The organism is Pseudoalteromonas sp. SG43-4 (assembly GCF_014164325.1).
GTDB lineage: Bacteria > Pseudomonadota > Gammaproteobacteria > Enterobacterales > Alteromonadaceae > Pseudoalteromonas > Pseudoalteromonas distincta.
In genome coordinates, this window is record NZ_JACJFB010000010.1 from 89,151 (window position 1) to 101,168 (window position 12,018).

Here is a 12,018-nt window from a genome sequence, read left to right on the forward strand (position 1 = left end):
GACTTGGTAGTGGAGTTGAACATGAAGCCTAAAGCAAAAAGGCAAACAGATCCCGCGATAGCACTTGCTAGGCGTGAGCAAATTTTAACAGCTGCTGCAGAGTGTTTTCGCCGTAAAGGTTACCACGGTGCAGGTATGGCAGAAATATCTAAAACGGCAGGGATGAGTGCAGGGCATATTTATAATTACTTTCAAAGCAAAGAAGCGATTATAGAAAGCATTATTGAAAAAGACATGGAAGAAATGTTCTCTATCTTTCAAAAGTTTGAAGATCACCCTGGTGATGTTTTGGCGGCTCTTTTAGATGGCTTAAATATTGGCGTGCAAAGACACATGGATACAGGCTCGTGTGTTATTGATTTAGATATGATGGCAGAAGCGGGTCGTAATATTAAAGTTGCTACTCTTTTGCGTGAAACCGATATTCAAGCAAGAGGGCGCATGAGGCAGCTTTTAACAAGCGAGCGAAGTGCGCTCAAAGACATTGATGAGCGTGAACTTGAAAGCCGAATTAATGTTATTTTTTCGATGATGGCAGGGTTATTACTTAGAAAGTTACTTTACCCTGAGCTAACCGAAGAAACGGTACTCATAGCGCTTCGCCCTGCGATGAAAACATTACTGATGCCATTTGATAAAGCGCAGTAACGCTCAAAGTAAATAACTAAAAAGTAAGCTAGCCAATATTTTGGCTAGCTTTTTTATTTATACTATTTAAAAACGCTCGATTGACCACTGAAGTGCAACAATTGCGATAGCAACGGAGCCCATTGGCATTAACCATTTTTTATACCAAGTGTAGTGTCGTACATAAATGAGTATTGGTAAGGCTATCAGTAATATACTAAGTTGACCGATTTCGACGCCTAAATTAAACGCCAATATACTGAGCAGTTGATAGTCGCTCGACAGGCCAAGTTCGCCAAGTACGCTCGCAAATCCCATCCCATGTAGTAAACCAAAAGCAAAAGTAAGCCAACCTAAACGAAGTACCAACGGCCACACATTATTTAATGCTGCAAATAAAACCGATATAGCAATTCCAAGCTCTACCCAGCGACTATTTGGTGATACAAGGTTCATAGCGGTGGCGGTAAGCGTAATAGAGTGCGCAAGCGTAAACGCGGTTACTATCCATGCTGTGTGTTTAATAATGTGTTTTTTAGAGCTAATACCTTGCCATGCTTTATTGCTGCGTTTTAAAACACAGGTAAGTAACAAAGCGATTAAAAATAAAATATGATCAATACCAATCCAAATATGTAAAACACCTTGGTAAACGTATTGATTGAACGTGCTTAAATAATTTGTTTGTTCAAAGCTAAATGTTTGCTGAGCCTCGTTGATATTAAATACACGAGATACACCGTTTATATTTACGATAGATTTATGATTAGCATCGGTTTTAAAAAAAGCAGAATACGAAAGAGAGATTGTTTCACTATCATTGCAGCTAAACAGCAGCGGAATAACCAAATAAGGCTGGTTAAAATGGTTATCTAGCTGATAGATACCTTCACTTTTTAAAGGGCATGCTTGCGCGTTTTGCGTGATATTTAAACTTTCTGTAATGAAGTTATTAATTGAGCTGCGTTTTGCTTTTATTTCAGCCCACGAAATTTGCCCGTTTTTATCTAAATCTAGAGGCACTGCGTGCTCTAAGTCGGCGATATTAACTTGCCAGGTACCCGTGTATTGGCTTTTGTTGGTGTCGTTATCGTTCTTGCTATTTAGGGTTATATAACTTGTACTTAGTTGATGGGAAAAGCTGTAAGTTGAGAAAATACACAGCATTAAAGTGAGTATAAATAGATAAGGCGTTTTCATAGTGTATCTCGTTGCATCGCTTTTGCTTTAATAAGTAATTGCTCATCGGTGCTCATTTTAGCCTGTTGCCAATTAATATGAGCCCAGTAAAGTGCTTTTTCACGATTTGGTTGTACATCAAGGTAATATTTAGCTAAGTCACTCGCATGAAAAGAATCTTTACGAAGCTCTCTAAGTGTAACTCTTTTCGCCATTGTATTTTGCCATTTTTTATCGCGTTTATTTAGTTTTTTTTCTGCGATTGAAAGCCTTAGTAAAATAGCATCTTCTAAATTACTTTTATCTGGAAGCAGTACGCTTAATGTATTTAATACTTGTTGAGGTTGATTTAGCGCAATTTGAATATCGGCCCATAACACAATGAGGCTCACAGGAGCTTGAACTAAATCTACGCTTTGTAAGTGAGACAAAGCTTGCTTGTAGTTACTTAGACGGTAGCTCATTTCACTTAAAACATGGTTTGTAGCTAAACTAGTTTGATTATTATTTATAATTTTAACTAATGTTTGGTAGCTGTCTAAAACGCTTTCATGCTGGCTTTGTACGTCTAGTACACAAGTGCTAGCAGTAATGGTACTTACTTGACCAATCAAGGCAACACAGTGTTGTTTTGCCTTTGTAAATTCACCTTGGGTCATCAATATATTGGCCAGTAACAAATGGCTATTACTGTGCTTTGGCTCGGTAATCAAAACGTTGTTGGCAACGTTAATTGCTTCGTCAAAAAGGTGCTCTTTTTGTAAAACACGAGCATATAAGTAACCAATTTGAGATGAGGGTGTTTGTTTATATAGCTGGGCTAAACGGGTCTTAAGTAGCCCCTGTAAACGCTCTGTTTGGCCTACATATTGGCTGTTAGTGACTAATGTATTTATTTCCTCAACAGACAGAGAAGCACTAAGCGTTGAATTACTGTTAGCAATAACTGCGTCATCTTTTGGAGTATAAGGAGCCGCACTCACCGCGAAAGAGGTTAAGCAAATAGCAATAATAGTGAGGGGTTTAAGTACTGATAAATGCATTATAAATATCCTTTGAAAAAAAGCCATCCATGGCCTGTCAGCTTAATGACTTGGTTAGTTACCGCTTGTAGAAATTAATCCATCAACATCGGTATCAGTGTTTGTAAACACCCGACCATTAACAGTTAACGGCTCTGCATTTGGCGCTTGGTTAAATGCATCGGTTGCAAATTGAGCAAAGTCAACTTGCAGCGCCTCAATCGTAATACTTACTGTTGCAGTAACTTGCGAATTAACGCCATCACTTACACCAAACATAAAGCTATCTGAACCTGTTGCTTCTTTATTAGGTGTATAAGTAAAGTTACCATCACTGTCAACATTAACAGTACCGAGCATTGGCTCACTTGTTAACGAGTAAGTAAGTGAGTCGCCATCATTATCGCTTGCGTTAAGCATATCGGTAATGCTTACTTCAGTTTGTGTTGTTAGCATTGCATCGCTTGCTGTAGGTGCGGTGTTTACAACCGGTGTAGGTTGTTTTTTATCATCATCGCTACTACATGCTCCCAATGTTAATGCACTGAGGAGAACACAAATATGGGTAGTTTTTAAATTACGCATTATTTTACTCCTTATTTAGAGCCAGCAAGTGGTGTTGCAAGGTATGGGAATGTTGAGTCCATCATTGTTGCATCAATAGGTGCGCCGTCTGTAAATGGCACTGTGCCTGTATTAGCATCCTCTGGTGCACAAAGTCCTAAATCAGTGTCTTCACCATTTACAGGAATCGGATGACATAAACGACCCATCACAACACGAAGTGCAATATCAACCACATCATCACCCGGGCGACGACCATTTGGGAAGCCGGCTAAATCATTACCCGCTACACCAAATGCAGATTGATCAGCTTGCGCTGTTGCTGCAATGCCTGTATTTAAACGCAGCATTTCCGAAGGTGTTACAGTTGCTTGCTGATTAACGCCTGCAAAACCCGTTAAAAATGCAGTGATTAAATCAGTACGCGGGATGTTAGTGGGTGCCAGAGTTTCTAAGTTTGCGTCAAGGGTCGTATTAACAGCATCTTTAAACAAAATGTTTAATAACTCAGGTAGTGCTGGGTGAGATACATAATCTAAAAATTGTGCATCGTCTTTAGGGTGCGCAGTAGAAAATGTGTCTTTGTCTTTAATGCCAATTACAAGCTCATTTACAAGCGGGCTACCTAGGCGTGAAACCTGAGTTAATGCACCACCGTTTACCGCATTATTAGCAAATTTAGCATTGGGGTTTAATACACGTGCTTGAGGTAAGCTTGCTGTTGTCCACGAACCTATTACGCCGTTACCTTCACCGACAATACAGCTTTTAGGTATTTCGATAGCGATTGATGTTACGTTTTTATCTGCAAGGTCGTCATTATCAGCTGATTGCGTTATACCACCTGGAAAACCACCGCCGTCACCAGCACCAGGGGCGCTATCACCTTCTACAGGTACATAGTTTACTAAATCAAATGTTTTACCTAGGTTAACTACAAACGGGTCTTTACGCTGTCCTACAAAAACTTGTGCCATGCTCTCACAGTTAGGAATTGAAACCTGATACACAAATTGGTCAGCATAAGTTTGATAATCGCTCATTGAACCAAATGTTTTATTACCCACATAATCAAGCGGTTTAGAAAATGTGCTGGAGTTTGATGCAGTGTTATTTAATAGCGTTGTTTCGCCAGTACGCTGCGCGCCGCTTATCATACTTACTGTGTATGATTCGCTAAAATTTGCAGCGCTGTTATCTCCGGCAGATACACCGCCTACATTTTTAAGCGGTACAGACACGGTGCGTTGATTACCTTCAGGTCCAACAGTTAATTGCACACCTTGGTTATCATTAGGAAGCATGCTTTTAAAGTTAAACGCAAATGTAATATCTTCAACAGCATCGCCGTCGTTATCTATATGAATGCTGTAAGTAGCATCTGGGTCCATTGCAAAGTAATTAGGACCGCCGTATGCATCTTGCAGCGGGATGTAATTAGCAATTAATGTGACGTAATCATCACGACCTTGCTCGTAACTATTAAATACATAAAAATCGGTAGAATCTAAAGTCGGGAAACGGCTTATATTTGGCGCTTCTCTGTGGCTAGATGCTTCACTTGGTGCACTTATAAACGTACTGCATACTACTACTGCGAGTATTGATGGAGTTAAAGCTTTCATGACTTTGTCCTTTAGTTTTGATTGAAGTCGTAGTTAATAACGGGTGAGAGTTCAGTATGGATGCAAAAAAGTTAAAATGTTTTTATTTTTTGTTAAAAACTTTAAGGAAAGGTTAGCTGCTTAATGTAAGCAGCTAATAAAAGGCTATAAAAGTAGAGCTACAGGAGTATAAGTTCTGTAGTGTATAACACCTCGGTTGGTGATCCATTTGGTGAACCACCAATAGGTTCTAAACTCACTGCTAGTAATGCAATATCACTTGCGTTAAAACGGTTATCTTTTAATAATATCTTGCTACCTTGCTTGGGCAGTAAACCCAATGAAATAGGTGCATCTTGCCCTTTTAAAATCATCCACAGCTCGTAATCTTTATTGGTTTGGGCAACCAATTGGCTACTGGCTTTAATTGAAAGCCCTTGCTCGCTTACATCAATAAACCACAATGATTGCTTGTCTTGATTTTGAACCAAGGCAATTTGTTGTGTTTGAACAACATTAGTAGAAGGTTGAATAATCAAAAAGGCTAAAACAATACATGCAGCTGTTGCAACAAAAGACCATGTACGCCAAATAGAAGGCTTAGTATGTATCACCGTTTTGGTGGGTTGTATTTGGTTTTCAATACGCTGTAGTATATTTATCCATACATCGTCACGTGGCGTTTGTGGTGTAATAGCACTGGCCAAGTTATTTAGGTTTTGCTCCCACATAATTGTTGCTTCACGTGCTTGATTTGAGTTAAGTAACAGACGCTGAAAACGCTTACGGGCAAGCCCTCTAAGTGTGCCAAGCACGTACTGCCCAGCAAGCGCGTCTAATAGTTCGGGTTTATTATAATTCATAATGTTAAACACCTTTGTAGCTGCATAAGCCCACGCCTGATCCAGCTTTTAACTGTACCTAAAGGCGTTTCTATATGATCCACTAACTCGCTATGACTCAGCCCCTTATAATAAGCTAAGTGAATAGCTTGTTTTTGTTGCGGCTCAAGCTGTTCGATACAATTGACCAGTTTCGTTTCTTCATCGTAATTAACGTCAACACTTTCATTTTCATTTTCATTTTCATATTCGTCATCGCCTAACGACTGCTCTTTTCGTACTTTGTGATAGCGCAGTGAGTCAAGACTTCTATATCTGACTATACTTATCATCCAACTAATAACGGTGCCTTTAGAGGCGTTATATTCAGATGCGTTATGCCAAATTTTTATAAAAGCGTCTTGTAGTGCCTCTTCTGCATAAGCCCTGTTAGTGAGCATATTTAAGCTAATAGCAAAAAGTTTGCCGCTAGTTTGTTGATATAAACTTGAGAAAGCATTTTTGTCTCCTTGTGCTGTTGCGCACAAAAGAGGGAGTAAATCATCGTTATCCATAGGGGTCCTGTTTTTCTTATTATCATTGAGTAAACGGTTGAGGGTGTGATTTGGATGCAAAAAAATTTAATTGCCTTTTAGATTAGCTGCTTTATACGTAAGTACAAGCAATAATCGGTCAGTGTTTGAAATTTAGACGTGTAAGTATAATTTATTCACATGTTTGTAAAAAATGCACAAAGAGCGGTCTGTAGTAGATTTTAGTTTATTAATTACTATATATATCAATGGACTATTGTTCGCGTTTGAATTTTAAATGGCATTTATATGGCGTGATATTTGCAAAAGACTACTTAAAGCCGTTTATAATTAAGATTATAAATCGGCATTATTTTCACAAAGGAGAGACTATGTGGGCTGCAATTAGTTATTTACTATTAGCACTACTGCTTATTTTTATTGGTTGGGAAGTGAACTCTGTCTATTTTGCTATTGTTTTTTATTGGACTGCGCTGTCACTTTTATTAGTGAGTACCGCGTATATTTTTAATACAGCAAAAATATTTAGAAAGCGTGAAAATGGGGTGATCCCATTTTATATACGGTGGGCGTTTGTGCCATTTTTATTCGGTGTGCAAATTTATAATGCCTGGTCACGTAAGCGCGATAAAGTGCCGCCCATTCAACAAATAAACGAAAACCTATTTTTAGCTTGCCGATTATTTCCCTCAGATATAGACACATTAAAAGATAACGGGATTACGGCGATTTTAGATGTTACGTGTGAATTCGACGGACTCGAGTGGAGTTCAACACAAGAGAATATTAATTATTTAAACATTCCGGTGCTCGATCATAGTATTCCTACCCATTCTCAGTTAAATCAGGCTATTAATTGGATTCATCACCATATTAAAGAAGACCATCGCGTAGTCGTTCATTGTGCTTTAGGGCGTGGGCGCTCTGTTTTTGTCATGGCGGCTTATTTACTGAGCCAAAACAAAAATGCAGATGTGCATGAAGTACTTGCACAAATAAAAGAAACCCGCGAAACCGCAAATTTAAATAAGCATCAACTTCGCCATTTAGCTAAGCGGCATAAAAAAGGCGAATTACTGATTAAAAACAAAGCCGTTTTAATTGCAAACCCTGTATCTGGTACACGATTATGGGAAGAAAAAGAGCACTTAATTGTTGCGCGGCTATCGGATTATTACGATCTGAAAGTACTCACTACTACAAAAGAAGTTAACGGTATTGAGCTGGCTAAACAGGAAATTGCGCAAAATCCGGATATTATTATCGCATGCGGGGGAGATGGTACGGTGGCCGAAGTTGCAAGCGTACTTGTAAATACACAATGTAAACTAGGCATCATCCCTATGGGGACTGCAAACGCCCTTGCGCATGTATTGATGGGTATTACTTCTAAATTTATTCCTGTTGAACAGGCTTGTGACTTAATTATAGATGGTCAAACAAGCATAATAGATACTGCTTATTGTAATAATGAATTAGTACTACTGCTCGCGGGTATTGGTTTTGAGCAATCAATGATAGAAAAAGCAGATAGAGAGTCGAAAAATAAGTCGGGGCAACTTGCCTATTTAAATGGTTTTTTTGAAGCGTTTGGCGAGCAAAAATCGCAGTTACTTAAAGTAAAACTCGATGATAATGAGCCAAAAGAAATATGTACTAATAGTTTTATTGTGGCCAATGCTGCGCCTTTTACAACGTTATTGGCTCAAGGTGGCGGGCAACCTGATCATAGTGACGGGCTACTCGATATAAATTGGTTAACACCAAATAATGAAGATTCAACCACAGTACTAAGTATTGCAGAGCTGATGTTTAGTAGCTTAACGCAAACACATTTAGCTATAAACTCTCATCATACAAATGCCAAAAGAGTAGAGGTTACAGGCGAAGGAGAGCTTAAGTACGTACTAGATGGTGAAGTTAAAACCGCTCAAAAACTAGTTATCACTATTGAGCCGGCTTCATTAAATGTGATTTGCAAAGAGCAATAAATCGCGTTAGTTATAATCAAAAAAGGAGCTAAATTAGCTCCTTTTTTACATCACTTTTTAATTGATGGCCAAACAAACCCTGTTGTATCAGGCGCTTGAGAAGATGTTTCTCTTGGTGCACTTTTTGGTCTACGAATAGGCTTATTATTTATAGTGTGAATATAAAGTGCTTCCACTTTATCGCGAGCCCAAGGCGTTTTACGCAAAAACTTTAAACTCGATTTAATGCTGGGTTGATCAGTAAAACATTTAATTTTTACTTGCTCGCCAAGTGTTCTCCAGCCAAGTCGTTGTTCTAACTCAACAAGTATTTGTTCTAATGTTACCCCATGTAAAGGGTTTTTAGGTTGATTATTCATAGCCATACTACTTATTTAAACTGCATGCATTGTAGCTTAAATCAGCTTTTAGCGCTAATTCACAGTGATTGTTTTAGGAGCTGTTGGGTAAATAGCATTACCTTGCTTATCTATTTTAAGCCAAATGAGTTGGCTGGTACTGTGTTGGGGTGTTTTAGCACCACACAAAAGTGTAAAAGAGTGAACTTGTATTAATGCCCCTTCGCTATAGCGTTTGTTGTCGTACCAACAGTTAGCTTCTTCATTTACAAACTGGTTTGCATCAATAATTGAATGGGTTTTTAGCGTTGTTGCTTCACTAAGTATTGAATACGATAAGCTGCTAAAACAAAAGCATAGAATTAAAAAGTTACGCATTAGAGGCCTTTAAATAGGGAGGGTTAAAAATAATACATTAAGCTAAAAAACGTGCTAGTGTAAAGTACACAAAGTGATTTTAAGTATAAACTTAGTTATTCACAGAACAATAAAAAGGTGCACACAATGCAATTTAATCAAACAATGATCGAAGAATTCACACTATTAGCAAAGTTTCCTCGCGACAGTAAAATGCAGGGTATTAAATTACATTCAGACGCAGAGCCAAGCTTACTTAGCGCAGCGCAACGTTTATTTGAAAAAGGGATTATAGATAGCCCAGATGGCGGATATTTAACTGATCTGGGCTTAGATTTAATTGAGCACGTTACGGTTATTCATAGCGCGCTACAAAGTTAATCTAAATTAGCTTAATTTGCATCGGGTTGATTTTGCGGTGCAGCGTCATTAAATGCAGCTAATTTATTACAATGCTCGTAAATGGCTGCAATTTTTGGATAAGCGCTCATATCTACGTTAAAACGAATTGCATTAAATACTTGCGGCACTAAACAAATGTCAGCAAGTGTTGGTTGGTTACCAAAGCAGTAGTCATTATTTTCGTTTAGCATCAGTTCTATTTTTTCAAAACCCACTTCTATCCAATGTCGATACCATTTATTTTTAGCCTCGTTATCAACACCTAATTCGTTTGATAAATACTTCAGCACGCGTAAATTATTAACAGGATGAATATCGCAAGCAATGGCAAAGCTTAAGTTTCTTATTTGCGACTTTTGCCACGCAGTCCCTGTAATTAATGGCGATTGCGGATAAGTTTCATCAAGCCACTCAAGTATTGCAAGTGATTGTGCTAAAACACCATCATCGGTTTCAAGTGCAGGTAGTAAGCCTTGCGGATTAGTCGCTAAGTATTCCTTCCCAAGCTGCTCCGATTTTAAAAGGTTAACAATAGCAAGTTCATGATCGATTGCTTTTAAGTTAAGCGCTATACGCACTCTATAAGCCGCTGATGAGCGAAAGTAGCTGTATAATTTCATAATTAATCCTGTGAACCTGTAAATTGTTTTTTAATAGTACGCCAGCAATCGGTGTAATTTGGTTGGCGCTCTTTACCTTCTAATGCATATTTTGTCGGTGAAATTATATAGCGCGACTCAAACATAAAGGCCAATGTGTTTTCATATTTTTGTGGTGTAAGCTCAGCGTTTGAGGCTTTTTCAAATACGTCGGCTTCAGGTCCATGTGGCGACATACAATTGTGTAAACTTGCGCCACCAGGTACAAAACCATGCTCTTTTGCATCATACACACCTTCAATTAAGCCCATAAATTCACTCATAATATTGCGGTGATAATACGGCGGGCGAAACGTATTTTCGGCTACCATCCAACGCGGTGGAAATATCACAAAATCGACATTTGCCATACCCTCAGTAGCAGAAGGAGAGGTTAGTACAGTGAATATAGAAGGATCGGGGTGATCAAAGCTCACTGTATTCATTACATTGAAACGCGATAAGTCGTATTTATAGGGCGCACTATTACCCGTCCATGCAACCACATCAAAAGGAGAGTGCTTAATTTCACAGCTAAATAAATTACCGTTAAATTTAGAAACAAGCTCAAAGTCACCCTCTTTATCTTCAAAGGCCGCTACAGGGTATTGAAAGTCTCTGTCGTTGGCATAACCGTTTGCACCAACAGGTCCTCGCTCTGCAAGCTCTAACGCATGGCCATAATTTTCACAAATATAACCACGGGCTGTATTATCAATTAAGTCAACTGAGAACTTAATTCCTCTGGGAATTACAGCAATTTCACCTGGTTTAATGCTTAACTTACCGCACTCGGTGTGAATTAATAATTCACCATGCTGAGGGACAAACAACATTTCGCCATCAGCATTACAAAAGTAACGCCCTTGCATTGACTGATTAGCGACATATACATGAATGCCAATACCAGATTGCCCATTAGCACTGCCATTAGCAGCCATCGTTACTAACCCATCAATAAAATCAGTAGGCTGTGAAGGCATATCAATAGGATTCCAACGTAGCATTGTTGGTGGTGTTACGGCTTCAGTGATTGGGGCTGTTCTTATTAGGCCATTATCAATTGCTTGGTAATCACCTTGCACTACAGACGGACGAAGGCGGTAAAACCAAGTGCGACGATTTGAAGCGCGAGGAGCCGTAAATGCAGTCGAACTAAATTGCTCTGTGTATAAATCGTATTTAACTTTTTGTGGGCTAAATTGTCCTATTGGCAGTGCACCGGGTAGCGCTTGTGTTTCAAATTCATTACCAAAACCGGTCATATAACTTAATTGTGTCGCCATTACTGACTCCTGTGAGAGGGGGTTGGTTTAATATTATTTTTATTTCAGTTAAGATACTCTCAAGTGAGACTAATATCAAATGTGCAACTACGCATCCGTGTAAATATTAATGAACACTAAAGTAAGCCTTATAAAGCTGGGATAACTAAAAATGAAAATTGATTTAGCAACGTTCTTACCTTATCAATTAACGAATGTAGCAACACGTGTAAGTAACGACTTTGCAGAGGTTTATCAAACTAAATACGGTTTAAATATTCCTCAGTGGCGAATACTTGCTAATTTAGCGCAGTATGGGCAAAGCAACGCAAAGGATTTATGCACGCAAGCAAATATGGACAAGTCGACCGTGTCGCGTGCGGTAAAAGTTTTAATAGATAAAGGTTTAGTGAAAAGTGAGTTAAATGCACAAGATAAACGCGCGGCCTTACTTGTACTGAGCAAAGCAGGGCAAAACTTATATGAGCAAATAGCACCCGATGCACTGAATTGGGAAAAACAATTACTGAGCACTTTAACCAACGAAGAATACGAAGTATTAGTGAGTATTTTTGAAAAGTTAAATAACAAATTAAAGGCATAAAAAAGCCCACCAAAGTGGGCTTTTAAAAGATGTTTTAGGCTACAGTTCTAAA

At 38.6% G+C, this 12,018-nt stretch carries 14 protein-coding genes; 4 read left to right on the top strand and 10 right to left on the bottom strand.

Annotation, left to right across the window (positions count from 1 at the left end; all coding sequences use genetic code 11):
• Nucleotides 1–21: 21 nt before the first annotated feature.
• Complete coding sequence (locus tag H5160_RS11575; protein ID WP_182737504.1) at nt 22–648, top strand: TetR/AcrR family transcriptional regulator; 627 nt, start codon at nt 22–24, stop codon at nt 646–648.
• Nucleotides 649–714: 66 nt separating this feature from the next.
• Here the strand turns inward: H5160_RS11575 and H5160_RS11580 are convergent, their stop codons facing one another.
• From H5160_RS11580 to H5160_RS11605, 6 genes are all read right to left on the bottom strand, one after another.
• On the bottom strand, nt 715–1,827 hold the full coding sequence (locus H5160_RS11580; protein ID WP_182737505.1) for a HupE/UreJ family protein: 1,113 nt from the start codon (nt 1,825–1,827) through the stop codon (nt 715–717).
• A complete protein-coding gene (locus H5160_RS11585) occupies nt 1,824–2,849 on the bottom strand; it encodes a hypothetical protein (RefSeq protein ID WP_182720163.1) in 1,026 nt (341 codons plus the stop codon). The genes H5160_RS11580 and H5160_RS11585 overlap by 4 nt, the downstream gene beginning before the upstream one ends.
• Before the next feature lie 54 nt (nt 2,850–2,903).
• Nucleotides 2,904–3,413, bottom strand: a complete 510-nt coding sequence (locus H5160_RS11590) for an Ig-like domain-containing protein (RefSeq protein ID WP_024600513.1) — start codon at nt 3,411–3,413, stop codon at nt 2,904–2,906.
• 11 nt (nt 3,414–3,424) lie between these two features.
• Entirely contained in the window at nt 3,425–5,017 is a 1,593-nt protein-coding gene (locus H5160_RS11595; RefSeq protein WP_182737506.1) for a DUF4331 domain-containing protein, read from the bottom strand.
• A 158-nt stretch (nt 5,018–5,175) separates the two neighbouring features.
• The gene (locus H5160_RS11600) at nt 5,176–5,859 is read right to left on the bottom strand and encodes an anti-sigma factor domain-containing protein (protein WP_182737507.1); all 684 of its coding nucleotides are present in this window, start codon (nt 5,857–5,859) and stop codon (nt 5,176–5,178) included.
• Nucleotides 5,856–6,392 carry a sigma-70 family RNA polymerase sigma factor gene (locus H5160_RS11605; RefSeq protein WP_182716341.1) on the bottom strand — a complete coding sequence of 179 codons (537 nt, stop codon included), beginning with the start codon at nt 6,390–6,392 and terminating at the stop codon, nt 5,856–5,858. Before H5160_RS11605 ends, H5160_RS11600 begins: the two co-directional genes overlap by 4 nt.
• A 350-nt stretch (nt 6,393–6,742) precedes the next feature.
• Between H5160_RS11605 and H5160_RS11610 the strand changes: the two genes are divergently transcribed.
• Nucleotides 6,743–8,362, top strand: a complete 1,620-nt coding sequence (locus H5160_RS11610; protein ID WP_024591821.1) for a diacylglycerol kinase family protein — start codon at nt 6,743–6,745, stop codon at nt 8,360–8,362.
• Between the two features lie 50 nt (nt 8,363–8,412).
• Here H5160_RS11610 and H5160_RS11615 read toward each other — a convergent pair whose 3' ends face one another.
• Nucleotides 8,413–8,721 (bottom strand): VF530 family DNA-binding protein, encoded by a 309-nt coding sequence (locus H5160_RS11615; RefSeq protein WP_024591820.1) that lies wholly within the window; start codon nt 8,719–8,721, stop codon nt 8,413–8,415.
• 54 nt (nt 8,722–8,775) lie between these two features.
• Nucleotides 8,776–9,078, bottom strand: coding sequence for a DUF1496 domain-containing protein (locus H5160_RS11620; protein WP_182737508.1), 303 nt, complete (start codon nt 9,076–9,078; stop codon nt 8,776–8,778).
• Nucleotides 9,079–9,204: 126 nt separating this feature from the next.
• Between H5160_RS11620 and H5160_RS11625 the strand changes: the two genes are divergently transcribed.
• Nucleotides 9,205–9,438 carry a TIGR02647 family protein gene (locus H5160_RS11625; protein WP_007375551.1) on the top strand — a complete coding sequence of 78 codons (234 nt, stop codon included), beginning with the start codon at nt 9,205–9,207 and terminating at the stop codon, nt 9,436–9,438.
• Nucleotides 9,439–9,449: 11 nt separating this feature from the next.
• On the opposite strand, the gene maiA is transcribed toward H5160_RS11625, so the two are convergent.
• Together maiA and hmgA are read right to left on the bottom strand one after the other, a co-directional pair.
• Nucleotides 9,450–10,079 (bottom strand): maleylacetoacetate isomerase, encoded by a 630-nt coding sequence (gene maiA / locus H5160_RS11630; RefSeq protein WP_182724024.1) that lies wholly within the window; start codon nt 10,077–10,079, stop codon nt 9,450–9,452.
• 2 nt (nt 10,080–10,081) lie between these two features.
• Nucleotides 10,082–11,383, bottom strand: coding sequence for a homogentisate 1,2-dioxygenase (gene hmgA, locus H5160_RS11635; protein WP_039488481.1), 1,302 nt, complete (start codon nt 11,381–11,383; stop codon nt 10,082–10,084).
• Nucleotides 11,384–11,534: 151 nt separating this feature from the next.
• Between hmgA and H5160_RS11640 the strand changes: the two genes are divergently transcribed.
• Complete coding sequence (locus tag H5160_RS11640) at nt 11,535–11,966, top strand: MarR family winged helix-turn-helix transcriptional regulator (RefSeq protein ID WP_182737509.1); 432 nt, start codon at nt 11,535–11,537, stop codon at nt 11,964–11,966.
• The last annotated feature ends 52 nt before the right edge of the window (nt 11,967–12,018 follow it).